Origin of the sequence: Bradyrhizobium acaciae, assembly GCF_020889785.1 — a bacterium.
GTDB lineage: Bacteria > Pseudomonadota > Alphaproteobacteria > Rhizobiales > Xanthobacteraceae > Bradyrhizobium > Bradyrhizobium acaciae.
Genome location: NZ_JACMYK010000006.1, coordinates 133648 through 159187 on the forward strand (window position 1 = coordinate 133648; position 25540 = coordinate 159187).

Annotated in this window: 21 protein-coding genes and 1 pseudogene; 8 read left to right on the forward strand and 14 right to left on the reverse strand. The window is 65.6% G+C overall.

The features are described 5' to 3' along the window. Positions 1 to 75 precede the first annotated feature (75 nt). Both H8A92_RS05175 and H8A92_RS05180 read left to right on the forward strand, forming a co-directional pair. Positions 76 to 3360, forward strand: coding sequence for an efflux RND transporter permease subunit (locus H8A92_RS05175; RefSeq protein ID WP_229194770.1), 3285 nt, complete (start codon positions 76 to 78; stop codon positions 3358 to 3360). Between the two features lie 485 nt (positions 3361 to 3845). Beyond that, entirely contained in the window at positions 3846 to 8489 is a 4644-nt protein-coding gene (locus H8A92_RS05180; RefSeq protein ID WP_229194771.1) for an autotransporter domain-containing protein, read from the forward strand. 179 nt (positions 8490 to 8668) lie between these two features. Here the strand turns inward: H8A92_RS05180 and H8A92_RS05185 are convergent, their stop codons facing one another. From H8A92_RS05185 to ftsE, 4 genes are all read right to left on the reverse strand, one after another. Further along, the gene (locus H8A92_RS05185) at positions 8669 to 9427 is read right to left on the reverse strand and encodes a lysophospholipid acyltransferase family protein (RefSeq protein WP_229194772.1); all 759 of its coding nucleotides are present in this window, start codon (positions 9425 to 9427) and stop codon (positions 8669 to 8671) included. Between the two features lie 13 nt (positions 9428 to 9440). Then, entirely contained in the window at positions 9441 to 10151 is a 711-nt protein-coding gene (locus tag H8A92_RS05190; RefSeq protein WP_163153316.1) for a YdcF family protein, read from the reverse strand. Between the two features lie 153 nt (positions 10152 to 10304). Continuing rightward, positions 10305 to 11276: a cell division protein FtsX gene (locus tag H8A92_RS05195; protein ID WP_229194773.1), complete on the reverse strand. Its 972-nt coding sequence runs from the start codon at positions 11274 to 11276 to the stop codon at positions 10305 to 10307. Beyond that, positions 11269 to 11928 (reverse strand): cell division ATP-binding protein FtsE, encoded by a 660-nt coding sequence (gene ftsE / locus H8A92_RS05200; RefSeq protein ID WP_229194774.1) that lies wholly within the window; start codon positions 11926 to 11928, stop codon positions 11269 to 11271. The genes H8A92_RS05195 and ftsE overlap by 8 nt, the downstream gene beginning before the upstream one ends. Before the next feature lie 171 nt (positions 11929 to 12099). On the opposite strand from ftsE, the gene H8A92_RS05205 reads away from it, so the two are divergent. Both H8A92_RS05205 and H8A92_RS05210 read left to right on the forward strand, forming a co-directional pair. Then, the gene (locus tag H8A92_RS05205; protein ID WP_229194775.1) at positions 12100 to 12963 is read left to right on the forward strand and encodes an MJ0042-type zinc finger domain-containing protein; all 864 of its coding nucleotides are present in this window, start codon (positions 12100 to 12102) and stop codon (positions 12961 to 12963) included. A 37-nt stretch (positions 12964 to 13000) separates the two neighbouring features. Then, a complete protein-coding gene (locus H8A92_RS05210; protein WP_229182547.1) occupies positions 13001 to 13378 on the forward strand; it encodes a response regulator in 378 nt (125 codons plus the stop codon). A gap of 104 nt (positions 13379 to 13482) precedes the next feature. On the opposite strand, the gene H8A92_RS05215 is transcribed toward H8A92_RS05210, so the two are convergent. The 4 genes from H8A92_RS05215 to H8A92_RS05230 all read right to left on the reverse strand — a co-directional run bounded on the left by H8A92_RS05215 (position 13483) and on the right by H8A92_RS05230 (position 18478). Continuing rightward, a complete protein-coding gene (locus tag H8A92_RS05215) occupies positions 13483 to 13860 on the reverse strand; it encodes a TadE/TadG family type IV pilus assembly protein (RefSeq protein ID WP_229194776.1) in 378 nt (125 codons plus the stop codon). After that, positions 13857 to 14321 carry a TadE/TadG family type IV pilus assembly protein gene (locus H8A92_RS05220; RefSeq protein ID WP_229194777.1) on the reverse strand — a complete coding sequence of 155 codons (465 nt, stop codon included), beginning with the start codon at positions 14319 to 14321 and terminating at the stop codon, positions 13857 to 13859. The genes H8A92_RS05215 and H8A92_RS05220 overlap by 4 nt, the downstream gene beginning before the upstream one ends. Positions 14322 to 14370: 49 nt before the next feature. Beyond that, positions 14371 to 15690: a TadE/TadG family type IV pilus assembly protein gene (locus H8A92_RS05225; protein ID WP_274613236.1), complete on the reverse strand. Its 1320-nt coding sequence runs from the start codon at positions 15688 to 15690 to the stop codon at positions 14371 to 14373. A 166-nt stretch (positions 15691 to 15856) separates the two neighbouring features. After that, entirely contained in the window at positions 15857 to 18478 is a 2622-nt protein-coding gene (locus H8A92_RS05230; RefSeq protein WP_229194779.1) for a TIGR02302 family protein, read from the reverse strand. 171 nt (positions 18479 to 18649) lie between these two features. Here H8A92_RS05230 and H8A92_RS05235 point away from each other — a divergent pair, with 171 nt between their 5' ends. After that, entirely contained in the window at positions 18650 to 19033 is a 384-nt protein-coding gene (locus H8A92_RS05235; RefSeq protein ID WP_018268955.1) for a carboxymuconolactone decarboxylase family protein, read from the forward strand. Positions 19034 to 19227: 194 nt separating this feature from the next. After that, the gene (locus H8A92_RS05240; RefSeq protein ID WP_229194780.1) at positions 19228 to 20139 is read left to right on the forward strand and encodes an NAD(P)-dependent oxidoreductase; all 912 of its coding nucleotides are present in this window, start codon (positions 19228 to 19230) and stop codon (positions 20137 to 20139) included. A 178-nt stretch (positions 20140 to 20317) separates the two neighbouring features. Here H8A92_RS05240 and lysA read toward each other — a convergent pair whose 3' ends face one another. The 3 genes from lysA to argH form a co-directional block, all read right to left on the reverse strand. Further along, positions 20318 to 21583 carry a diaminopimelate decarboxylase gene (lysA, locus tag H8A92_RS05245; protein ID WP_229194781.1) on the reverse strand — a complete coding sequence of 422 codons (1266 nt, stop codon included), beginning with the start codon at positions 21581 to 21583 and terminating at the stop codon, positions 20318 to 20320. A gap of 16 nt (positions 21584 to 21599) precedes the next feature. Next, on the reverse strand, positions 21600 to 21869 hold the full coding sequence (gene lptM, locus H8A92_RS05250; protein ID WP_229182551.1) for an LPS translocon maturation chaperone LptM: 270 nt from the start codon (positions 21867 to 21869) through the stop codon (positions 21600 to 21602). Between the two features lie 92 nt (positions 21870 to 21961). After that, positions 21962 to 23359 carry an argininosuccinate lyase gene (argH, locus tag H8A92_RS05255; protein WP_229194782.1) on the reverse strand — a complete coding sequence of 466 codons (1398 nt, stop codon included), beginning with the start codon at positions 23357 to 23359 and terminating at the stop codon, positions 21962 to 21964. Between the two features lie 128 nt (positions 23360 to 23487). On the opposite strand from argH, the gene tlpA reads away from it, so the two are divergent. Continuing rightward, positions 23488 to 24180: a thiol:disulfide interchange protein TlpA gene (tlpA, locus tag H8A92_RS05260; RefSeq protein ID WP_229194783.1), complete on the forward strand. Its 693-nt coding sequence runs from the start codon at positions 23488 to 23490 to the stop codon at positions 24178 to 24180. Here tlpA and H8A92_RS05265 read toward each other — a convergent pair whose 3' ends face one another. The 3 genes from H8A92_RS05265 to H8A92_RS05275 all read right to left on the reverse strand — a co-directional run bounded on the left by H8A92_RS05265 (position 24181) and on the right by H8A92_RS05275 (position 25243). Continuing rightward, positions 24181 to 24369, reverse strand: a complete 189-nt coding sequence (locus tag H8A92_RS05265) for a putative motility protein (protein WP_229194784.1) — start codon at positions 24367 to 24369, stop codon at positions 24181 to 24183. Positions 24370 to 24438: 69 nt separating this feature from the next. Continuing rightward, the gene (locus H8A92_RS05270; protein ID WP_021079458.1) at positions 24439 to 24657 is read right to left on the reverse strand and encodes a helix-turn-helix domain-containing protein; all 219 of its coding nucleotides are present in this window, start codon (positions 24655 to 24657) and stop codon (positions 24439 to 24441) included. Positions 24658 to 24667: 10 nt separating this feature from the next. Beyond that, positions 24668 to 25243 carry a DUF2975 domain-containing protein gene (locus tag H8A92_RS05275; RefSeq protein ID WP_229194785.1) on the reverse strand — a complete coding sequence of 192 codons (576 nt, stop codon included), beginning with the start codon at positions 25241 to 25243 and terminating at the stop codon, positions 24668 to 24670. 84 nt (positions 25244 to 25327) lie between these two features. Here H8A92_RS05275 and H8A92_RS05280 point away from each other — a divergent pair. After that, positions 25328 to 25540, forward strand: a pseudogene (locus H8A92_RS05280) (hypothetical protein); the annotation flags it as partial.

Genomic DNA, 25540 nt, shown 5'->3' on the forward strand with positions numbered 1-25540 from the left:
CCCTGTGACATTTAGGCTTTTGCATCGCGGCGCGGACGGATAGAAGCTGATCCGCAAACATCGCTTGCTGATGCAATGAACCTCTCCGCGCCCTTTATCCGCCGACCGGTCGGCACCACGCTGCTGTCGCTTGGACTGGTGGTGGCGGGCATCATTGCGTTCTTCAAGCTGCCGGTGTCGCCGCTGCCCGACGTCGACATCCCGACCATCATGGTGCAGGCGACCCTGCCCGGCGCCAGCCCCGCCGACGTCGCCTCCACCGTGGCGAGCCCCCTGGAACGTCACCTCGGCCAGATCGCCAGCGTCACTGAAATGACCTCGGTGTCATCGCTCGGCTCCGCGCGCATCACGCTGCAATTCGACATCGATCGCGACATCAACGGCGCCGCGCGCGACGTGCAGGCTGCGATCAATGCGGCGCGGGCCGATCTGCCGACCAACCTGCGCGCCAATCCGACCTACCGCAAGTTCAACCCGGCCTCGGCGCCGATCCTGATCTACACCCTGACCTCCGACACGCTGACGCCGGCCGAGCTGTATGACGCCGCCTCGACCGTGCTGGCGCAGAAGCTGTCGCAGGTCGAGGGCGTCGGCGAAGTCTCGGTCGGCGGCGGCTCGCTGCCCGCGGTGCGCGTCGAGCTGATCCCGCCGGCGCTCTACAAATACGGCATCGGGCTCGAGGACGTCCGCGCCGCGCTCTCGAGCGCCAATGCGCACAGCCCGAAGGGCGGCATCGACGTCGGCCACCAGCGCTACCAGATCTACGCCAACGACCAGGCCCGGAAGGCGGCCGACTACAAGCCGCTGGTCGTTGCCTATCGCAACGGCGCGGCGGTGCGGCTGACCGATGTCGGCGACGTCATCGACTCCGTGGAGAACGTGCGTACGCTCGGCCTTTCCAACGGCAAGCCGGCCGTCGTGATGATCGTGTACCGGCAGCCGGGCGCCAACATCATCAAGATGGTCGACAATGTGAAGGGGCTGATGCCGCAGCTCCGGGCCTCGGTCTCGCCGGCGATGGACATCACGCTGGCGATGGACCGCTCGAAGACGATCCGGGCTTCACTGCACGACGTCGAAATCACGCTCCTGATCGCAGTCGCGCTCGTGATCCTGGTGGTGTTCGCGTTCCTGCGCAATGCGCGGGCGACGCTGGTGCCTGTGGTGGCGGTCGGCGTATCGCTGATCGCGACCTTCGCCGTGATGTACCTGCTCGGCTACACGCTCGACATCTTCTCGCTGATGGCGCTGACGGTGGCGACCGGCTTCGTGGTCGACGACGCCATCGTGGTGCTGGAAAACATCACCCGCCACATGGATGCCGGGTTGTCGCGTATGGAGGCCACGCTGCTCGGCACCCGCGAGGTCGGCTTCACCGTGCTGTCGATGAGCGTATCGCTGGTCGCGGTGTTCGTGCCGATCCTGTTGATGGGCGGGCTGGTCGGCCGCCTGTTCCGCGAATTCGCGATGACGATCACGATCGCGATCGTGATCTCGCTGGTGGTCTCGCTGACCACGACGCCGATGATGTGCTCCGTGCTGCTGCGCAAGGAGGAAGGCCAGCCGCACGGCCGGATCTACCGGATCAACGAACGCGTCTTCGAGCTGATGCTGAGCGGCTACCGCGCGACGCTCGGCCTCGCGCTGCGCCATCCGCTGCTGGTGATGCTGATCCTGGGCTGCACGCTCTATCTGAACGTCCATCTCTACACCGTCGTGCCCAAGGGCTTCGTGCCGCAACAAGATACCGGGCTCCTGGTCGGCTCGATCCAGGCCGACCAGAGCACCTCGTTCCAGCTGATGCAGCAGAAGCTGACGCAGTTCATCGACATCGTGAAGGCGGATCCGGCGGTCGATACCGCGGTCGGCTTCACCGGCGGCGGCGGCGTCGGACCCGGCGGCACCAACACCGGCACCGTGTTCGCCTCGCTGAAACCGATGGACGAACGCAAGCTGCGCGCCGACAAGGTGATCGAGCGGCTGCGCGACAAGCTCGGGACGGTGGCGGGCGCCACGCTGTTCCTGCAATCGATCGGCGATCTCGGCGCCGGCGGACGTTCGGGCAATGCCGCGTATCAATACACGCTGAAGGGCTCGACCTTCGAGGAGCTCAACGAGTGGACGCCGAAGCTCGTCGCGGCGCTGCAGAAGGAGCCGACCCTCGCCGACGTCAACACCGACCAGCAGAACAAGGCGCTGCAGGCCAATCTGGTGATCGATCGCGACGCCGCCTCCCGGCTCGGCATCACCGTCAGCCAGCTCGACAACACGCTCTATGACGCCTTCGGGCAGCGCCAGGTCTCGACCATCTTCGTCGCACGCAACCAGTATCACGTGATCATGGAGGTCGCGCCGCGCTTCTCGCAGGACCCGCAGACCCTGAAGGAGGTCTACATCTCGACCTCGGGCGGCTCGGCGAGCGGTACCCAGAGCACCAATGCGGTGGCCGGAACGGTGGCCTCGTCGTCGCAGAAGAGCTCGATCAGCTCGGTCGCCGCCAATGTGGTGCGCAACCAGGCGACCAACTCGATCGGCGCCACCGGCAAGGGCGTGGCCTCGACCGGAACCGCGGTCTCGACCAGCGCCGAGACGATGATCCCGCTGTCCAGCGTCGCCCGCTTCGAGCACGGCGAGACGCCGCTTTCCGTCAACCATCAGGACCTCTTGGTCGCCAGCACCATCTCGTTCAATCTGCCGCCGGGCGTCTCGCTGAGCACGGCGACCACCACGATCGAGAATGCGATGCACGCGCTCGGCATGCCGGCAGGCATTTCCGGCGGCTTCGCGGGCTCCGCAAAGGTCTTCCAGCAGGCGCTGGCCAACGAGCTGTTCCTGATCCTGGCTGCGCTGGCGACGATCTACATCTCGCTCGGCATGCTCTACGAGAGCTACATCCACCCGCTGACGATCCTGTCCACTTTGCCCTCGGCCGGCGTCGGCGCGGTGGCCGCGCTGATGCTGTCGCACACCGATTTCGACATCATCGGCATGATCGGGGTGATCCTGCTGGTCGGCATCGTCAAGAAGAACGCGATCATGATGATCGACTTCGCGCTCGATGCCGAACGCCAGCGCGGGCTGTCGTCGCGCGATGCGATCTACGAAGCCTGCCTGATGCGCTTCCGCCCGATCATGATGACGACGCTCGCCGCGTTGTTCGGCGCGGTGCCGCTGATGATCGGCCTCGGCGAAGGCAGCGAGCTGCGCCAGCCGCTCGGCATCGCGATCTTCGGCGGACTGATCCTGAGCCAGATCCTGACGCTCTACACCACGCCGGTGGTCTATCTCTATCTCGACCGCGCCAGACTCTGGACCCAGCGGCGGCGCGCCGCACGCCGCGCAGCATCAGGCGCGTCGTGACCAGGCGGCGCACTCACGAATTCGCAACGTGTGAGGGGGATGACCAGGCTCGACAAACGGGTCAGCTCTCACGGCGCATCGCTCGGGCATGGGCCGCAGGAAGTCTCCGCATGATAGGGGCATGCCCTAAGGTATAGTGAGACCAGGTCAGCACATCATCGCGCTTTGGATTCTTGTTTGAATCACATTCGGCATTCCCGCGAGCGAAACCGCTTCACACCTCTCAGCAAGAACTGGCGGTGTGTCGCATTGACGCACCGAAGGTGACGGCAGCTCCGTCACTTCGCGCAGTAACAGATCTGCGCGGGTTCCCCGGCTGAAATCGCTTGTTTGATCGTGGTACGACCTCGCCCGGTGATTGCATGCATTCGGCGATACGTTGCTTACCGGATCGAGCTCAAGTAACAAGTGTTACGGTTCGAAGCGCGATCGTCGCGATCGCGGACCTTCAGAAGACGTGGTTTGACAACATGGCGCGAATGCCAATGACGGGCCCATCAACGTCCCGCAAGTTTCGTTTTCCTCGGCAAGGATGTGTCCCTTCGTGGCGCGCTACGCTGCTGGCGAGCGCCACCTGGCTCATCATCGATACCAGCGCCGGCTACGCGCAGACCTACATCATCAACTATCAGGTGATCTCCAGCCCCAGCCAGTTTCCTGCACCGATCTACCTGCAGGGAGGACAGCTGAGCGCGGCGGCCTCGCTCCCGAGTATTTCAGGCGCCATCAACGTCGACGACGGCCAGACCGGCACGCTCTCGGCCCAGACTGGCGGCGCCGTGACCGTCGATCTTGGCCGGCTGGGCCAGAACGCGGTGCTGCACCTCGGCTCCACGAGCGAGCAAGGCACGATTGTCGTCAATTCCGTCTTCGGCACCGCAGTCAGCCACCCGCCCGTGCTGTACATTGACGGCGGCTATATCAGGGCCGGATCCTGGCAGTTCGCCAGCGTGCTCGGCACGTTGGCGAGCACCACGGTGGCCGCGAACGCCACGCTCGACTTCGATACCAATGCAGCCTCGATCCGCAACCTGCAGGGTGGCGGCACCGTCGGCAGCCTCGATACCCGCATCACCGTGAACGGCGGCAATTATTCCGGCAGCATCGTGGGCGCGAGCCAGCTCGAATTCCGGGGAAACACCACCTGGTCCGGGACAGGGAGCAACATCCAAGCCTATCAGGTTGATAGCGGTGCGACACTGACGACCTCGGGCGGCGCAACGATGCTGGCAACCGCCTCCCTCACCGTCGACGGAACGTACAATCTCAACAGCAGCGAAACCGTCGGCTCACTTTCCGGCGCGGGCAACGTGGTGATCGCCTCGGGGCAGACGCTGGCCGCCGGCAGCGACAACACCAGCACCACATTTTCCGGCGTGATATCCGGTCCCGGCGGCCTGACAAAGAATGGCACCGGCGCCCTGACCCTGAGCGGCACCAATACCTACGGCGGCGATACCATTGTGAACGCCGGCGCGCTGGTGATGGGCACGTCCAACGCCGTGCCCGGTACGCGCACGCTCATCGTGTGGGGTGGCACCTACGATCTCAACAATTTCGACCAGAGTGTCGGGGGCATCAACGGCAATCCCGGCAGCACCGTTGCGCTGGGCTCCGCGACGCTAACGGTCGGGGGCGCCAACCAGAACACCGGTTATTTCGGCAACATCACCGGCAGCGGCGGCCTGGTGAAGACGGGGACCAGCTACCAGGATCTCTACGGGACCAACAGCTATTCCGGCTCGACCGTGGTCGAAGGGGGCGTTCTGCGCGTCACCAGCAACGGCACCCTGCTCAACACTCCCGCGATCGACGTCTACAACAGCAGCGCCTTCACAGTCGGCACAGTCAATGCGCTGTCGAGCGCTGTGGGGATCACGCTGCATGATGCCGGGTCAGGCCTGATTCTGAACGCCAACCAGACCATCGGCTCCCTGGCCGGCGGCGGCGGATCCTACGCGCAGTTGAACTCGGGCGGCCTGCTGACCACAGGGACCAGCAATGGCAACAGCCTGTTCGCCGGCCATCTCGACGGCGATGGCGCGCTGACCAAGGTCGGCACCGGCGCACTGACGCTGTCCGGCTTCAACACCTATACCGGCGCCACCACAGTGAGCGCGGGCTCGCTCTATGTGAACGGTTCGATCGCCACCTCTTCCGGAGTAACCGTTGCGGCGGGGGCACTGCTTGGCGGCTCCGGCACGGTATCCTCCACCGTGGTGAACGGAACACTTTCGGCGGGCAATTCGCCGGGGACGCTGTCGGTGGCCGGCAATCTCGCTCTCAATCCGGGAGCTACCTCGGTCTTCGAGCTGAACACACCGGGGGTAGTCGGCGGCAGCAATCCGGGGAGCGGCAATGACCTCGTCACCGTCAGCAACAATCTCACGCTCGGCGGCACCCTCGATGCGCGGGTCGCCGCGGCCGGCTTCTATCGTTTGTTCAGCTACGGCGGCGCCCTGTCCGGCGATTTCGCGGCCAAGATCCTGACCTCGACCACCCCCGGCTTCACCATCGCCAATGCGCAGGTGGAGACCACGATTCCCGGTCAGGTCAACCTCTCGGTGCTCGGGAGCGGACAGAACCTGCAGTTCTGGGATGGCGCCGACGCTATCGGCAATGGCACAGTCGACGGCGGTGTGGGAACCTGGAGCGCGGCCGGCACCAACTGGACAGGCCAACCCGGACGGGCGGCGATCAACGGCCCGTGGAGCGGATCGGTCGGCGTCTTCGCCGGTGCCGCCGGCGGCGTGGTGACGGTCGTCGGCACACAGCGCTTCGATACGCTGCAGTTCTCGACCAACGGCTACACGCTGAGCGGCGGGACGCTTGCGATCGCCCCGGCCAGCGGCAATGCCGGCGTCTTCAATGTCGACAGCAACATCTCCGCCGCGATCGCATCGACGATCGCCGATGGCAGCGGCACCGTGCTGAGCAAGGCCGGCGGCGGCACCCTGGTGCTCACCGGCAACAACAGCTACAGCGGCGGCACGATTCTCAGCGGCGGCACCCTGTCGGTCTCGTCGGATTCCAATCTGGGTCTTGCCGGAGGCGGGCTCACATTCACCGGCGGAACGTTGCAGGTCGCCGGCACGTCGTTTACGGCGACCTCCCGCGAGATCACGCTCGCAGCAGGTGGTGGCGGGTTCGATATCGCGGACGCGGCGAACACGTTTACAGTGAACCAGGCGATCAGCGGAACCGGCGCCCTGACCAAGTCCGGGGCGGGCATGCTGGTGCTGGCGGGCGCCAACAGCTATCAGGGCGGCACGACGATCCGCGGTGGCGTGCTGCAGGTCTCCGCCGACAATAATCTTGGCGCCGGCGGAAGCGGTATCAACTTCGACGGCGGCACGCTGAGCACGCAGAGCAGCTTCAAGGCGGCTCGCAATCTGGCTTTCGCCGGCGCCGGCACCATCAATACTGCCGACGGTACGGAGGTCGGCTTTGACGGCGCGATCGGCGGCAGCGGGCCCTTCACCAAGAGCGGCGGTGGCCGGCTGACCTTCGGCGGCGACGGCAGTTCGTTCAGCGGCGCGACGATGGTTTCCGCCGGCACGCTTGCGGTCAACGGCGTGCTCGGCGGCACGCTCGCAGTGGACTCCGGAGCGCGCCTGCAAGGCAGCGGCACGGTCGGACCAGTGACGCTCGCCGCCAGCGCCACCATCGCGCCGGGAAACTCGATCGGCACGCTCAACGTCGCCGGCAATCTCGCGTTCGCGCCCGGCGCGATCTATGAGGCGCAAGTCGACGCCGGCGGACAAGGCGACCGCATCGTGGCGAGCGGACTGGCGAGCTTGTCGGGCGCCAAGGTCAACGTCCTTGCCGGAAGCGGCAACTACGGGCCGCGAACCAGCTACACCATCCTCACCGCGGCCGGCGGGCTCTCCGGCACCTTCGCGGACGTCAGCTCCAACTTCGCCTTCCTGACGCCAAGCCTCACCTACGACCCGCACAGCGTGACCCTGACGCTGACCCGCAACAGCACGGATTTCGCCGCCGTCGGCACGACACCGAACCAGCGCACCACGGGCGCAGCGATCGACCGCCTCGTCGGCACCGGCGGTCCGCTGTGGAGCGCCGTGCTCCAGATGGACGAGGGCACCGCGCGCCGTGCATTCGACCAGCTTTCCGGCGAGATCCATGCCTCGAACCGCGCCGTGCTGCTGCAGGACAGCCACATCGTACGCGACGCGATGATGGACCGCCTGCGCGACGCCTTCGCCACCGCCGGCGCACCGTCGCTGCCGATAATGGCCTACGCGGCAGCCGACAGCAGGCAGCCGGCAATCACGCCCAACGATGACGTCGTGGTGTGGGGCCAGGCGCTCGGCGCGTGGGGCTATCTGGCCGGTGACGGCAATGCCTCGCGCATCAGCCGCACTACCAGCGGTGTGCTGGCCGGCGCCGACGCCCGTATCAGCGGCAGCGATTGGCGGCTCGGCTTCGTCGGCGGCTACAGCCAGACGCGGCTCGACGTGACGCGGCTCGGAGCCTCGGGCACGAGCGACAACGCGCATGTCGGTCTCTATGCCGGCACGGAATGGAATGCGCTTGCGCTGCGCGCTGGCGTCGCAAGCAGCTGGCAGGACCTTGCTGCGAGCCGCACCATCGTGCTTCCCAATTTTGCCGACCGGCTGAGCTCCTCATACGGCACCTGGACCACGCAGGTGTTCGGCGAGCTCGGCTATCGCCTGCGTGCCGGCCGCTTTGATCTGGAGCCTTTCGCGGGCGCCGCCTATGTCAATGTGGCGAGCAATGCCTTCCGCGAGAACGGGGGCGCTGCGGCGCTCACGGGCTATAATCCTGCGACGGAGGCGACTATCACCACGCTCGGCGCGCATGCCGCGACCGGCTTCGACCTCGCCGGCGTCTTCACGACCGCCCGCGCGACGGCCGGATGGCGGCATGCGTTCGGCGCCGTCACGCCCCTCACGATGGTGAGCTTCGAAAGTGGCGCTGCTTTCCCCATCGCCGGCACGCCGCTTGCCCGCGATACCGCCGTGATCGAGGCCGGACTGGATGCCCGCGTGTCGGCAGAGGCGACGATCAACCTGTCCTACAGCAGCCAGCTCTCCGGGGCTTTGATCGACCAGTCGTTCCGCACGGGGCTCATTTTGAAGTTCTAAAGCATGATCCGGAAAACTGCGAAGCGGCCTTCCATCCGGTTGCCGACGCAGCTGCGCGCCGGGACGCTGTGGTTCAGCTACATGATGCCGTTCGGCGGCATCAGGAGATCAAGAGCGTCTGGATCTCGACCGCGACGGACGTGCCGGCGAATCCGTTCGTGATGCGGTAGCTTGCCGCCCTATCCCTTCGCCCCCGGCACGCCGCCGAACAATTTCGCCTGCTCGGCGCGGCCGGCGTCGACGATGCGGGTGGTGGCGGTTTCGATCTGGTCGCGCAGGCGGGTCATGAACTCGTCGCGCGGCAGGCCCGGCGGCAGCGGATCGAGGAATTCGACCACCAGCGTGCCGGGATAGCGCATGAAGGTGCGGCGCGGCCAGAACAGCCCGGAATTGAGCGCGATCGGCAGACACGGCACGCCGCTCTCGGCATAGATCTGGGCGACGCCGGCCTTGTAGTTCGGCGCGGCACCGGGCGCGGTGCGGGTGCCTTCGGGGAAAATCACGAGCTGCCGGCCGAGCTTGACCTCGGCCGCCGCCGCCTTCAGCGTCTTGATCAGCGAACGCGGTCCGCCGCCACGCTCCACCGAGATCATGCCGACCTTCTTCAGGTACCAGCCGAACACCGGGATCATCATCAGCTCGCGCTTGAGAATGAACAGCGGGTGCTCGAAGAAGCGCACCAGCGCAAACGTCTCCCAGAACGATTGATGCTTCGAGGCAACGACCAATGGTCCCGCCGGGATCTTCTCGACGCCGCGGAACTCGATCCTGATGTTGCAGATCACGCGCATCAGGAACAGGCTGATGTTGGCCCACGCGGCTTCGATTGCCATCAGCGCGCCGCGCGGCAGCAGCAATGCCGGCAGCGCGATGACGCAGAGCAGCACCAGCACGAGATAGAACAGCACGTTGAAGATCAGCGAGCGCAGGAAGATCATCTCAGTCCCAGTACTAGTTCGCCTGTGCCGTTGCCGGGCGGCGTGGCGCCGCTGCCGGCTCGGCAAGATCCGAGGTCAGGTCGAGGCCGATATCGGCCAACCGCACCCGCATCTCCGCCGCGACATATTTGGCGTATTCCGATAGCAAGAGACGGAACGCGGCGCCACTCGTCCACCAGGGCTCGTCGCGCCATTTGTCGCCGACCACCGCGAACGGGATCAGCGTGACATCAGGCATCGCGTGTGACAGTTCCACGATCGCCCGCGGCATGTGGTAGTTCGAGGTCACCACGATCAGCGATTTGAAGCCGCGCTCGCGCGCCCAGCGCCGCGTCTCCGCCGCATTGCTGCGGGTGTTCACCGCCGAGCGGTCGAGATCGACGCAGCAGCTCATCAGCCCCCGGCTGTCCGGCACCGAGCGCGAGATGTCGCCGGCATCGTTGGTCGGATGCACGCCCGAGATCAGGAGACGCTTGCCGTAGCCCGCGGCCAGCAGTTCCATCGCATCCGACACCCGCGACGAGCCGCCGGTCAGCACCACGATGCCATCGGCATTGTGCGGCGGGTCGGTCTCGACGCCGCGCAATTGCGACAGGAAGCCGATGAAGCCGACCGCCGCAGCAACGAAGGCGATCGCCAGCGGCGCGACGATGACGGCGCGCAGCCAGCCGCGCGGGCGCGCGGCATGGCCATTCGGCGACGTATCGTCGGGCTGCAAACTCATGTGATGCGGTCGTCCTTCCCCCCGGGGATTTTAGAGCATGATCCGGCAAAGTGGAAACCGGTTTTGCCGGGCCGCGTGGATGCACGCGGAAGGACACTCGGGCGACCAAACGCAATCACGACACCGACCATGATTTTCGATTTCGCGGGCCCGTCAGTCGATGTCGTCGAGCGTCGCGAACAAGGTGCGCCGCGACGCCCATGCGGTGATCGCCGCGATCAGCACCGCCTGCATCGCCAGCACCAGATAGCCGGACGGACGCAGCGAGAACGTGCCGAGCAGGGCCGCGAACTGGTCGCCTACCGGCGTGCCGGAGAACCAGTTGGCGATCGACTCGGAGAAGCCGAACGCCAGCATCGCCGCACCGCCGCCGATCAGCCCGCCTTCGAGGCCGAGCCGCAGGAAATGCCGCAGGAAGCGGTTGGCGATGAAGCTGTCGCCGGCGCCGACGAAATGCAGCACCTCGACGATCGGGCGGTTGGCGGCCATCGCGCCGCGGGTCGCGAACGACACCGAGATGATGGTGGCGATGATCACGAGGATCAGGATGCCGATGCCGGCAAACACCGTGGCGCCGGTCATCGAGCGCATGCGCTCGATCCAGGCGCGGTGATCGTCGACGCTTGCGGTCGGCGCCGCCTGCGTCACCCGCGCGCGCAAGCCGCCGAGATCGAGCGTGGTGCCGGGCTGCACCCGCGCCACGATGACGCGCGGCACCGGCAGCTCGTCGATCGAGAGCCCGCTGCCGAGCCACGGCTCCAGCAGCTTGGCGGATTCCTCCTTGCTGAACGGACGAACCTCGAGAATGCCGGGCTGCGCCCGCATCGCCTCCACGGCCGCCTGCGCATCGCGATCGAGGTCGCGGCCGGGCGAAGGGCGCACCTGGATGGTGACCTCGCTCGACACCTCGGACTGCCATTCGGCCGCCGACGCGCTGACCAGCAGAACGGTGCCTGTCGTCAGCGAGGCGAGGAAGGTCATGATCGCGACGACCGCGACCAGCGCGCGGCCGGAGATCGAGGCGCGCGGCACGATCGGCGACATGTTGCGCGCGGTGGCCGGGACCTGCGGGCGTTCGCGCCCGAGATCGACCAACGACACTTTCTCGTCGCCGCTCTTACTCATAGATGTGCAGCCGTCCCTGATGCAGCACCAGCCGCCGCGCCTCGTACTGATCCATCAGCGTGATGTCGTGGGTCGCGATGATAACAGCGGTGCCCGATTTGTTGAGCTCGATGAACAGCCGCAGCAGGCGGCGCCCGAGCGTCGGATCGACACTGCCGGTCGGCTCGTCCGCCAGCAGCAATTGCGGCCGCGAGATCACCGCGCGCGCGATCGCCGCGCGCTGCTTCTCGCCGCCCGACAGGATCGGCGGCAGCGCATCCATCCGCTCGCCGAGGCCGACCCATTTCAGGAGGTCGATCACCTCGCGGCGATAGCTCGATTCCTCGCGGCCCATCACGCGGAACGGCAGCGCGACGTTCTCATAGGTCGTCATATGGTCGAGCAGGCGAAAATCCTGCAGCACGATGCCGATCCGCTTGCGCAGGTCGGCGACCTGGTCCTTGTTGAGCAGGGAGACGTCCTTGCCGAACAGATTGACCAGCCCGCGGGTCGGCCGCAGCGACAGGAACAACAGCCGCAGCAGCGAGGTCTTGCCCGCGCCCGACGGGCCGGTGAGGAACTGGAACGAATGCGCCGGGATCATGAACGAGAGGTCGCGCAGAACCTCCGGGCCGAGCCCGTAGCGCAGACCGACATTTTCGAACCGAACCAATGCGCTAGCTCCGTTCGAGAGGGCCAGTGGCCCAATACCCCACAAAGACGTCCCGGACCCCGGCCGACCGGCCATGAACCGCACAGAAAGGTTGTGCTGCGGTTATGGTTTCCGATTCGTTAACGGTCGCTAAGTAGCATCCGGGCAAAGTCACGGTGGAGATTCGGCTCCATGCATATCGTTTGCCCGCATTGTACAACATCCTACGCCATCAATCCGGCCACCCTGGGGGAGGCCGGACGCTCCGTCCGCTGTTCCCGTTGCAGGGAGGTCTGGCTGGCCCGGCCGGAGGACGCGATCGGGGCTGTGGCGCCCACTCTGGCCTATCAGTCCGCCGGCTCCGACCTCGCCGCCGAATGGGACGCGATGGGCCGCGAGGAGGCTGACGAGACCCCGGTGGTCGAAAGCCCCTCGATTTCGGCCGATTTGCCCGAGAGCGACGCCGCAGCGGAATGGCCGGCGGTGGCCGCCGCGGATGCCGCAGCCCATGCCGACGGCCAGGAGCCGACCGGAACCCGGCGCCGCTCCCGCCTGCCCCGGTTTCCCCGGCTGTTCCGCCTGCCCTCCTTGCCCCGAATTCCCTTCATGCCGGTGATCGGCGCGCTGCCGACCACCTGCGCTGCCATGGCGGCGCTGATCGTCGCACTGTTCGTCTGGCGCAACGACGTGGTGCGCCTGCTGCCGCAGACGGCGCTGTTCTACAAGATGGTCGGGCTCGACGTGAATCTGCGCGGGCTCGCCTTCAAGGACCTCAAGATCACCAACGAGACCGTGGACGGCAAGCCAGTGCTGGTGATCGAGGGCATGATCGTCGGTCAGACCCGGAAGCCGGTCGAACTGCCGCGGCTGCGTTTCTCGGTCCGCGACGCGCAAGGCGCTGAAATCTATGCCTGGAACGCGGTGCTGGAGCAGCCGGTGCTGAATCCCGGCGAGCGCGCCTTCTTCAAGTCGCGCCTCGCCTCGCCGCCGCCCGAAGGCCGCAATATCGACGTACGATTCTTCAACAAGCATGATCTCACCGGCGGCCGCGCCTGAGGCTGCCGGCCAACACTTCAGGAACCGACCAATCACCATGACGCGTGTTCTGATCGCCGACGACGAAGACTCGATGCGCTCGCTGGTGGCGCGCGCCATCGCCATGGACGGCCACGAGACCGTGACCGCGCAGGACGGCGCCGAGGCGCTGGAGGTGCTGACGCGCGATGAGGGCGCGTTCGACCTCTTGCTCACCGACATCCAGATGCCAGTGATGGACGGCATCGCGCTGGCGCTGACCGCGGCACGCGACTTCCCCGGGCTGAAGATCCTGCTGATGACCGGCTTCGCGCATCAGCGCGAGCGCGCCTCGGGCCTCAATGCGATCGTGCATGACGTGGTGACCAAGCCGTTCTCGGTGGCCGATATCCGCACGGCGGTGGCGGACGCGCTGGCGGCGCGGAAGGCGAGCTAGCGCATGATCCGGAACAGCGCGAAGCGGTTTTCCTGCGACAAACGCGAAGCGTTTGCGCTGAGATCGTGCTAAAATAAGAATCCAAGGCGCGACTGACTGCGAGCTCAGCTCGGAAAACATGCCTGAGCCGTCAGCACGATCGGCGACACATTGAGAAACTGCATAAACTGAAATGCATAACTCGCGCTGACCTGATTGCCGCATGCTGACGCGGCATAGGTGAAAGTCTGCGTCGGGAGCGTGAGGCCGAACGCCTGCTGCGCGGCGTAATTCGTGATGGCGTTGCCGTTTGGGCAGAGCGTGCTGTTGACGGTCGCGCAACGCGCCGCCATCTCCGTCCCGTGCTGAAGCCCGAGCTGGGTCCAGAACAGCAGCCCGAATTCGATGATCCCGAATATGAACAGGAAGAACACGGGAGCGGTCAGCGCAAATTCGAGCGCGGTGGTCCCTCGATTGTCTTGTCGTAATGCTGCGAGCGTCACTGCAGCCTCGCAGTCGACTGGGCGTTGTAGGTGTATGAAGTCGCCACGATCTGGTAATTGATGAGCGTGTAGTAGGTCCCCTGTGCCGAGACCATGGCATATGTCCCGGCCTGCGCGCCGCTGGGGCAAACGGCGCCGCAGCTAACGGTGCTCACTCCCGCACTCGTTGGACACCCGCAGAACTGAATCGGGTTGGGTGAAGCCGTGATGGCCGTGGAATTGGTGGCGGCCGTTACGGCATTGGAAACGCCGGTCGTATCAAAGCCGCGGACGATCGCGTATTGCGCGCCCGCCTGGGCGGCATTTTCGACCTGCATCTTGCGGAACAGCGCGAGCCCGATGTCGGTGACGGAGACCACCATCAGGGACAGCAACGGGATCATGATGCCGAATTCGATGGCCGCGACGCCGCGCCTGTCGCGACCGGCAGCGCGCAGGCGCCGCGTCAGGAAACCAAGCAATCGACGGTGGCTTTTGGGTGAGGATCTCTGGATGTGCATCGGGCCAACCTCATTCGATGAGTTGCGCTGTTTGCGTGCCGATCGTCGCCGTGCCGAGCGCCGAACAATTGACCTGCAAATTCGATGAGCCGGTGACGGTGATGGTGTCTGCGATGATCTTGGTGCAGGATGTATTCATGCCGTTACCCCCGCTGAAGCTGAGGTTCGCCTTCGGCAGGTAGATGGCACCGTTGAAGTTCTGGGTGCCGCCACCGGTCAGGTTGAATGCGGTGCCGGTTGTCATGTTGCGGTCGCCATACATGACGATGCCCTTCGTGGGCCCGGAGGACGGTGCCGTCAGGTCGATGATCGCGTTGCTGCCGATAGAAGCGGTACCCCAATTGTTTCCCGACCCCGTAAACACCAGGGTCACGCCGCTGCCCGTGATGGTGGCGTTGCCCGCGACGCTCAAATTGGCGCCGTCCAGATAATAGATGCCTGGATCGAGGCTCAGGGTTGCACCGGCATTGACGGTGATGCTGCCCTTGTAGCAGCCGGGGCTGAGCGAGTTGGTCTTTCCGTTGGCGTTGACCGTGATCTTGGCGTTGGTGCAGCTCGGCTCCGATGGCGGAGAGACGGTCGCATACGGGTCGGCCACCGGCTGGATGTGCGTCTTGATGCCGTTGGTCGCCGTGATGTTGCTGGTGCCGGACACGTCGCCGACGACCCCGACCTGATTCGCCGAGACCGCCGCGTTGCCGGAAACGTTGAGTGACGGGCTTGCGCTCGAGTTGCTGTAGAGGTTGCACTTGATCAAGCTGAGCTGGTTGCTGCCGCTTACATTGATCGCGGGGCTCGCGGTCGCATCGAGGGCAAGGACGCAGCCCGTCCCGGAATTCGGCAAGGCAACCGCGCGTGCGGTGACGAGCACAGGACCCGAGCCGAACAAGGCCGACAGCAGCCGCTGTTGTGGTTGAGTGACGACGACTTCGATCGCCTGCAGATTGGATGTGTAATTGCCACTCTTCGGCGGCTGGTTCACGGTAACGGTGACGCTGTTCAACGCGTTGGTGTAGCCGTAATTTGCCGTCACCGCATTGGCTTCGGCCAGCAGGTCGGCGCCTGCACTTGCCGCGGTCGCGGCGCTGACCGCGCCGGAATCGGCCGCGCTCTGCATGTTCTTGTGCTTGTAGTACCACCAGCCCACTTCGGTGCCGAGCCCCGCGGTGCCGACCAGGACCGGCATCAGCAGCGCTGAAATGATGACATAGCTGCCCGACTGGTCTCGAACGAATTGTCGAAACGGGCTGCTGGTCTTCTGTTGCTCCCGGCGAGCTCTACGCAATGGCCGGTACGACGGTGCAATGAATAAACGGCTACAGTGCCTCATGTGATCTCCTGAGACGCTTGCCAATTTTCAGAAACAGGTTGACGCAGGCGAATTAAATGCACGCCAACGGGAACCAGACAGTTTTAGAGAAATTGTGCGGGGAGACCGGGCGGACATTCCGACCCGCTCGTCCGCGCCGCGACGCGAGCCCGCGTGGCGGCCGGGCTCAATAATCCTTCAGCAGGCGCTCGATGTAGTCGAGCTCGATCTGCGGCCGCGACGGATCGGCGAGGCGGCGGCGCAGCTCTTCGAGGATGCGGCGGACGCGCTGGACGTCGATCTCGCCGGGAATTTTCACCGTGTAATCGTCGCCGAACTCGCGGCCGTGCAGCGGCCGGCCGAGCGGATCGGTCTGGTTGCCACCGCTCTGCTGGCGGCCGGCGCGGTTGCCGGGGCCATCGCCCGGCTGGTCGCCGTCGCCCTGCTGCATCGCGTCGGCAAGGCTCTGCGCGCCCTTGCGCAGCGCGTCCAGTGCGCGGCCTTGCGAATCCACCGCGCCGTCGGCATTGCCCTCGCCGAGCCGGCCCGATGCATCGCCCATCGCGGAATCGGCCTGGTCGAGCCCGTCGCCGTCATCGCCCTGATCGCCGCCCTGGTCGTCCTGCTGGGCCTGATCGCCCTTCTGGCCCTGGCCCTTCTGCCCCTGCTGGCCCTTCTGGCCGCGCTGATCCGGACCCATGCCGCGCTTGGCGAGCTCTTCCTGCAGCTTCTTCAGGCGGTCGCGCAGCGCCTGCTGATCCTGTTGCAGATCGCCCATCGATTGGTCGCCCTGCTTGCCGCGCATCCGATCGCGGCGGGAGTCCTGGCCCTGCTTGAAGGTCTTGTCCCGCAATTGCTGCTGCTTGCGGATCATGTCGCCGAGCTCGTTGAGCGACTGCTGCATGTCGTCGTCGCCCTGATTGGGCTGCGCCATCTGCAGGTTTTCCAGCATCTGCTGCATCTGTTCCAACAACTGCCGCGCCGCATCCTTGTCGCCGGAGCGCGACAGCCGCTCCATGCGATCGAGCATGTTCTTGAGATCCTGCTGGCTCAGCACCTTGGCGTTGGGATCGAGCGGCCGGGCGAGCTGCTGCGGATTGTTGCGGAACTGCTCGACCATCTGGCGCAGGAAATTGTCCAGCGCCGCGCGCAGATTGTCGGTGAGCTTCTTGATCTCCTCGTCGGTCGCGCCGCGCTCCAGCGCCTGCTTGAGCGCGTCCTGCGCCGCGCGCAGCGCCTTGTCGACATCACTGATGTTGCCGTCCTCGATGGTGACGGCGAGCGACCACAGGCTGGCGACGACCTCGCGGAGCTGATCGTCGGTGCGGGCCGCCTCGAGCTCGCGGGCCACGGTGTGCAGGCCGAGATAATAACCGGTCTCCGGCATGAACATTTCAGGCGCGATCATCAGCGCGTCGAGCGCGGCGTAGACCTGCCCGTTCTGGTTGGCATCGAGCGCAAGGATCCGACGCTGCTCGATCAGCGCGCGCGCCAATGGCTTGGTGAACAGGCGTTCGGGCAGCCGCATGTTGAAGGGCTCGCTCTTGCCCTCATTGCCGGCTTCGTCCTTGGCGGTCAGCGTCAGCGTCACGTCGGCGCCGGCATAGGGATCCTCGCTGAGGTCCTTGACGGTCTGGCCGACCCCGTTGCGGGTGCGTGCATTCGGCAGCACCAGCGCGAATTGCGGCGGCTCGAACAGCGGACGCGGCTGCGTCGTCTTGCCGTCGGCATCCTTTGCTGCATCCTTTGTTGCATCCCCCGGCCGCGGCGCGAACTGCGCGCGCGCTTCGGTCACGCCGTAATCGTCCTCGAGCCGGTAGGACATCTGCAAGGCGCCACGCGCCTGCCGCTCCGGATCCTTGGCGAGCGCAATCGACGGCGGGCGGTCCGGCGTCGCGGTGAACTTCCACTGCGGCTGGCCGGCCGGCGCGCGGACATGCGCGGTGCCGTCGCCGGTGATCTTGAAATGCCGTTCATTGGTGCCCTTGGGCGCCTGCCCCTCCGGCGCGACCTCGTTGACGCCGCCACCGACCACGACGTCGATGGTGCCGCCGCTCGAGCGCACCAGCAGCGTGCTGCCCGAGGGAACCGCGAGCGGGGTGGTGTCGGCCGCGTTGGCGTCCTTGTTGGCGTTGGACAGGATGATCGGCGGCTTGCCGGTGTAGTTCGGCGGCGTCACCCAGGCATCGACCCGGACATTGGCCGGCGCCATGATGCCGTTCCAGTCGAACGCAGAGGCGACCCGCAGGCCGCGCTCGTCGCCGGCCGCGACATAGCTCGCGACCAGCATCACGATCACCAGCGCGCGCAGCGCCCAGGGATCGTGCAGCGAGACGCGCGGCCGCGGCAGGCCGGCGCGGATACGCTTGATCGAGGCCAGCGTGCGCTCGCGCTGCGCCTGCCACAGTGCCAGTGCGAACGGGTCCTTGTTGGTGAGCGTGTCGGAGAGCGTGGTCGCCGGACGATGGCGGATGCCGGCGCCGCGGTCGAGCCGGCTCAGGCCCTCCTCGCGGCTCGGCCAGCGGAAGCGCACCAGCGGCGACAACGTTGCGAGCCCGGCAAGGCCGAACAGGCCGGCACCGGCCACGCGTGCGGCAAACGGCAACACCAGCCACAGCCCGGCCCAGGATGCGACCAGGAACAATCCTGCAACCGTCAGGAACCGCGCCAGATGGGGCCAGGCCCGTTCCCACGCAATCGCGAATCTTGCCCGCTGCAGAGCCTCGGTCAGCTTCAAACGCGCGATCGCATCGCTGTCGGGGACGGCGCGTGAGGCGTTGTCAGACGGGTCGATGTTGGCTCCGCTCAATAAAATCTCCGGGGTAGCCGGCAGGTCAGCCTAGCACGGCGGCGGCTTTGAGGCACCCGTTCCCCGACGTAACCCACACCGGGAAATACGCATAACACGAAGGCGTGACTGCGGCGGTTCGACCCCGTAACTTCCCGGCCCGAACCAACGCCTTAAGCATGAGGAAACGATATGGACCAGAAGACGCACGACAAGGGGCTCGAAATCCGCAAGGCGGTGCTCGGCGAGGCCTATGTCAACAATGCGCTGAAGAACTCGGACAGCTTCAACAAGCCGTTCCAGGAACTCGTCACCGAATATTGCTGGGGCGCGGTCTGGGGCCGCGAGGAATTGCCGCGCAAGACCCGCAGCATGCTCAACCTCGCGATGATCTCGATCCTGAATCGGCCGCACGAGCTGAAGGCGCACATCAAGGGCGCGCTGACCAACGGCGTCTCCCGCGACGAGATCCGCGAGATCTTCATGCAGGTCTCGATCTATGCCGGCATCCCGGCCGGCGTCGACAGCTTCCGCATCGCGCGCGAGGTGTTCGCCGAACTCGACAACAAGGCGTGAGGCGCTGCTGCCTCACCGCCGTCGTCCTGGCGAAAGCCTGGACCCATAACCACAGGCGTTCGTGGCGAGAACACGCTGGGCCTCCAGCGGAGCACACCAATTGACCGCGGTGGTTATGGGTCCCTGCTTTCGCAGGGACGACATTGGATGTGGGGCTCGGTGCTTCGCGCGAAACGAAAAAAAGGAAACGACTCATGGAAATCGGATTCATCGGCCTCGGGAAGATGGGCTTCCCGATGGCGCGCCGGCTGATCGAGGCCGGCCACAAGCTCACCGTGTTCGACACAAACAAGGACGCGCTCGCAAGGCTGGTGGCGCGCGGTGCCGAGGCAGCAACGTCGCCCAGGGACGTCGCCGACCGCGTCGAGACCGTGATGGCGAGCCTGCCCTCGCTGCAGGCCTCGCTCGATGTCGCAACCGGCGCAGGCGGCGTGATCGAGGGCAAGCGCGTCAAGCGCTTCATCGATCTCTCCACCGTCGGCTCGCAGATGGCGGTCAAGATCCACGATCTCCTGGCGAAGAAGAACATCGTGCAGATCGACAGCCCGGTCTCCGGCGGCGTCTCCGGTGCCGAGAAGGGCACGCTGGCGGTGATGGTGTCGGGCCCGCGCGCCGATTTCGAGCTGGTGAAGGGCGCGCTCGACGTGATCGGCAAGGTGTTCTTCATCGGCACCAAGCCGGGCTCCGGCCAGACCATGAAGCTCGCCAACAACTTCCTGTCGGCGACCGCGATGGTCGCGACCTCGGAAGCCGTGGTGATGGGCGTGAAGTCCGGGCTCGATCCGGCCGTGATGATCGACGTCATCAATGCCGGCTCCGGGCTGAACACCGCGAGCCGCGACAAGTTTCCGCGCGCGGTGCTGCCGCGCAGCTTCGACTTCGGCTTCGCCACCGGGCTGATGGTCAAGGACGTGCGGCTCGCGGTCGAGGAGATGCGCTCGCTCGGGCTTTCGATGGAAGTCGCCGAAGCGGTCGGCCGGCTCTGGGAAGTCATCATCCGGGAGGAAGGCGCGGAGTCGGATTTCACGGCGGCGATCAAGCCGATCGAGAAAGCCGCGGGTGTGATCGTGGGTGGCGGCAAAGGCGGCAGTCACGCCGCGAAGTAAGGCGGTCGACAAATAGCCGCCGTCGTCCCGGGCAAGCGAAGCGCGACCCGGGACCCATAACCACAGGCGTTTGTGATTCAGCTGAGCTGGGGCCCCAGCTCAGTACAACAAGCAGTAACGGTGGTTATGGGTCCTGGCCTTCGCCAGGACGACGCTATTGATGCGGCACGCTAGTGCCTCACAACCACGGCGCGGGCTTGTCCATCGCGATCAGCGCGTCGACGTCGATGCGCGGGCGGACCACGGCATACTGGTCGTCCTTGACCAGCACCTCCGGCACCAGAGGCCGGGTGTTGTAGGTGCCGGACTGCACGGCGCCATAGGCGCCGGCGGTCATGATCGCCAGCAGATCGCCGGCCTTCGGCTGCGGCAGCGCGCGGTCGAGCGCGAGATAGTCGCCGGTCTCGCAGACCGGGCCGACCACGTCGGCGACCATGGTCGGGGTATCAGGCGCAGGCTGGCGCACGGCTAAGATGTCGTGATGCGCCTCATACAGCGTCGGCCGGATCAGATCGTTCATCGCGGCGTCGATGATGACGAAGTTCTTGGCATCGCCCGGCTTCACATGGATCACACGGGCAACGAGGATGCCGGCATTGCCGACGATCATGCGGCCCGGCTCGAACATCAGCGTGCAGCCGAGATTGTGCGTGACGCGCTTGACCATCGCGGCATAGGCATCCGGCGCCGGCGGCGCGGCGCGGTCCATGTAGTAGGGAATGCCGAGCCCGCCGCCGAAATCGATATGCGAGATATCGTGGCCATCGGCGCGCAGGGTCTGCACGAACTCGGCGAGCAGCCGGAAGGCGACTTCCAGCGGACCGAGATCGGTGATCTGGCTGCCGATATGCACGTCGGTGCCGGTGACCTTGATGCCGGGCAGCTTCGCCGCGCGGGCATAGACCTCGCGGGCGCGCGCGATCGGAATGCCGAACTTGTTCTCCGACTTGCCGGTCGAGATCTTGGCATGGGTGCCGGCGTCGACGTCGGGATTGACCCGCACCGAGATCCGCGCGGTCTTTTTCATTTCGACCGCAAGGCGCGACAGCATCTCGAGTTCCGGCTCGGACTCGATATTGATGCAGAGGATGTCGGCGGCGAGCGCGGCGCGCAGCTCGCCTTCGGTCTTGCCGACGCCCGAGAACACGATCTTCGACGGCGGAATGCCGGCTGCCAGCGCCCGCTTCAACTCGCCGCCGGACACCACGTCGGCGCCGGCGCCGAGCTTGGCCAGCGTGCGCAGCACCGACTGGTTGGAGTTCGCCTTCATCGCATAGCAGACCAGCGCCTTCTCTCCGGCGAAGGCTTCGGTGAAGACGCGGTAGTGCCGCTCCAGCGTCGCGGTCGAATAGCAATAGAACGGCGTGCCGACGGCTTCCGCGAGCTCAATGAGATTGACCGCCTCGGCATGCAGCACGCCGTTGCGATAGTCGAAATGGTTCATGACAAGCTTTTAGATACTAGTTGCCGAGCAGCGGATCGAGGACGAAAGACCGTTTGTTGCCTTTCGACGCGGCCGGCGCGGCATCCGAGCCATAGGTCGGATTGAACACGCTGGGCTGCGCCGCGCGCTCGGCCTCGGTATCGCCCGGTGCCACGCCCGGCGCGGCGTTCGCGGTCGGCGGCAGGTCGAGCGGTCCCTTGCGGCCGCAGCCGCCGAGCGCGAGTGTTGCAGCGCTCAGCACAATGATGGCCCATCCCGAGGGGGTCAGGCGGTTCTTGCTAATCACAACGAATTCCCCAATTCGGGCGGCACCATACAAACATTGGCGTGCTCTGGCGAGAGGCCGAGGGCCGAGAAATCACGGTCAAATTTTCCGGATCAGCCCAATTTTCGCTCTTTTTCCAGCCGCTTGGCCCAGGCTTTGGCCTGCGCCATCACATTCTTCGGCGCCGTGCCGCCAAACGAGGTCCGGCTCTTCACCGAAGATTCGACGCTGAGCACCTTCAGCGCCTCAGCCGTAATCTTCGGCTCGACCTCCTGCATGGCCGCCAACGGTAATTCGTGCAGCGCCACGCCCTGCTTCGAGGCCAGGCCGACGATGCGCCCGGTCACATGGTGGGCATCGCGGAACGGCATTTTCAGGGTGCGCACCAGCCAGTCGGCAAGGTCGGTCGCGGTCGCGTAGCCCTCGCCGGCCGCGGCCTTCATCTTGGCCTCGTCCGGCACCAGGTCCTCGACCATGCCGGTCATGGCGCGGATCGCGAGCGACAGCGCCGCGAACGCCTCCATCGCGCCCTCCTTGTCCTCCTGCATGTCCTTTTGATAGGCGAGCGGCAGGCCCTTCATCACGATCAGGAGCGCGGTGAGCGCACCGATCACGCGGCCGGTCTTGGCACGCACCAGCTCGGCGGCGTCCGGGTTGCGCTTCTGCGGCATGATCGACGAGCCGGTGGTGAACTTGTCGCTGAGCTTGACGAGACCGACCAGCGGCGAAGTCCAGATCACGATCTCCTCGGCGAAGCGCGACATGTGCACCGCGCAGATCGCGGCTGCCGACAGCGTCTCCAGCACGAAATCGCGGTCGGACACCGCATCGAGCGAATTGGCCATCGGCCGGTCGAAGCCGAGCGCCTTGGCGGTCGCCGCGCGGTCGATCGGAAACGAGGTGCCGGCGAGCGCGGCGGCGCCGAGCGGCGATTCATTCAGCCGCTTGCGCGCGTCGGTAAAGCGGCCACGGTCGCGACCGGCCATCTCGACATAGGCCAGCAGATGATGGCCGAAGGTCACCGGCTGCGCGGTCTGCAGATGCGTGAAGCCCGGCATGACCGTTCCGGCATGCTCCAGCGCACGGGTGACCAGCGCCTGCTGGAACGCGGCCAGCGCAGCATCGGTCTCGTCGATTGTATCGCGGACATAGAGCCGGAAATCGGTTGCGACCTGGTCGTTGCGCGACCGGGCGGTATGCAGCCGGCCCGCGGCGGGTCCGATCAGTTCGGACAGCCGCGACTCGACATTCATATGGATGTCCTCGAGCGCGCGCTTGAAGTCGAAATCGCCCTTGCCGATTTCTGACAAAATCGTGTCTAGACCTTTGCCGATATTTTTCGCATCAGCTGACGTGATGATGCCTTGCGCGGCGAGCATCGCGGCGTGGGCCTTGGACGCGGCAATGTCCTGGGCATAAAGGTGACGGTCGACGTCGATGGAGACGTTGATTTCCTCCATGATCGCGTCGGGACGTTCCGAGAACCGGCCGCCCCACATCTTGTTGCTCATGACATCTCGCTCACGAATTTGTATTTCAGGCCGTGCTGCCCCTGTGCCGGAGCGGCGAAACAGCATGGCGGTTCCGGTCGTAATTCCCGGCACTGCTTAGCCACATCTGACCCAGGATGACAAACGATATGCCCGAGACGACCCCATCCGAACCGACCGCCAAGTCGAGTGCCAGGCCGACTGCCAAGTGGCGCATTCCGCTGGTGATCGGCGCCGTGCTGGCCGGGGCCGCGATCGGCTATGTCGGGGTCTCCGGCCTCAAGCATCCCGCGGGCGGCGATCTCGCCTGCAACAGCGCGGTGGATCTGGCCAAGAAGATCGCCCCGCTTGCCCATGGCGAAGTCGCGGCGCTGACTATGGCGACCGCGCCCTTGAAGCTGCCCGACCTGACGTTCGAGGACGCCAACGGCCAGCCGAAGAAGCTCTCGGACTGGCGCGGCAAGACTGTGCTCGTGAATTTGTGGGCGACCTGGTGCGTGCCCTGCCGCAAGGAGATGCCGGCGCTCGACAGCCTGCAGACCAAGCTCGGCGGCAAGGATTTCGAGGTGGTGGCGATCAACATCGACACCCGCGACCCGGACAAGCCGAAGAACTTCCTGAAGGAAGCCAATCTGACCAGTCTCGGCTATTTCAGCGACCAGAAAGCCAAAGTCTTTCAGGACCTTAAGAACATAGGCAAGGCGCTGGGCATGCCGACCTCTGTGCTGGTCGACGGCAAGGGCTGCGAAATCGCCAATATCGCCGGTCCCGCCGAATGGGCGAGCGACGATGCGATCAAGCTGGTGAAGGCGGCGCTGGCCCCGGCCGCGGCCGGGTTCTGATCAGGCGACGGCGTTGAGATTGCCGCCGATGCCGGCACCGAGATTGGCGGTCGACGGCGTGCCGAGCAGGGTCTGAACCGCAGACCTCTCCGCATCGAGATTCTGCTTGGCCACCCGGGTCGCGATCTCGCCCTGCAGGTTGCCCTGCTGCATCGACAAGATGCTCGACACCATGCTCATCATGTCCATGCGCGGTACTCCCGGAACTGGCTCTGGGGTAGCGCGCGAAAGTTAATACTCGGGTAATGCATGACCGCGTCAGGCTGACGCATCGTCGTCTTCATGGCGCAGCAAGTCGCCGGGCTGGCACTTCAGATAGGTGCAGATCCGTTCCAACGTATCGAACCTGACGCCCTTCACCTTGCCCTGCTTGAGCAGGGACAAATTGGCCTCGGTGATCCCGACATATTCGGCGAGCTCCTTCGATTTCACGTTGCGCTCGGCGAGCATCACGTTGAGCCGGACCCGGATCGGCATCGCAACTGCCTCAAACGAATTGCGCGTGCTCGTCGGCGATCGCATTGGCTTCGGCCATCACCCAGGCCGTGACCGCGACCAGGCCGGCAAACAGCAGCGCCAGCAGCGTATCGGAGCCAAACGCGATGACGACGGACTTGCCCAGCGCGTAGGTCTGCCAGCTCAGCAGGATCGAGAGCAGTGCGCCGATCAGCGGCTTCAGCAAGGTCGAGACCAGCATCGCGATCGCGAGGTCGCGCAACCCCGTGACGTTTTCGGCCGTGAAGAACCGCCCGTCCGCGAACGACGTGAAGCAGCGGCGCACGCGCGACAGTCCCCAGATCAGACAGGCCAGCGGCAACGCCGAGACAATGAGACCCATCAGGCGAACCAGCCAGCCGATCGGATGGAAGGCGATGCCGGTCAGCCCCGCATCGCGCAGGATCGCCTCATCCGGGCTCGTCAGCCAATAGGCCAGCAGGCCCACGGCGAGCACGAACGAGATGCCGGTGCACGCATAGGCGAGCATGCGGCTGACCACACTGATGCGTTCAAGACGCGCCGGTCGCGCGGACTGCGGAAGCTCTGACGAGAGGGACGCGGGCATATTCAACCTCGGGACTATTGACCAAGTATTATTGTTTTACGATAATAATTATCTGCGAGTCAACATGCATTGAAAGGCAGCCTCATGCTGAACCGCCCGACCCGCACCATCTGTGCCCTCCTCGTGCTGACGACCGCTGCGCACGCTCAGCCTTCGACATCGCATGGACAGATCTCGGTCGCGCAGGTCAGGGCGATGTTGGACCAGGCCGCGACCAATCCCACCGCGCGGCAAACGCTGACAGCCTATCTGGCCGGCACCGGCGAAGCCGCCGGCTGGCTGCTCGATGCGCGCGCG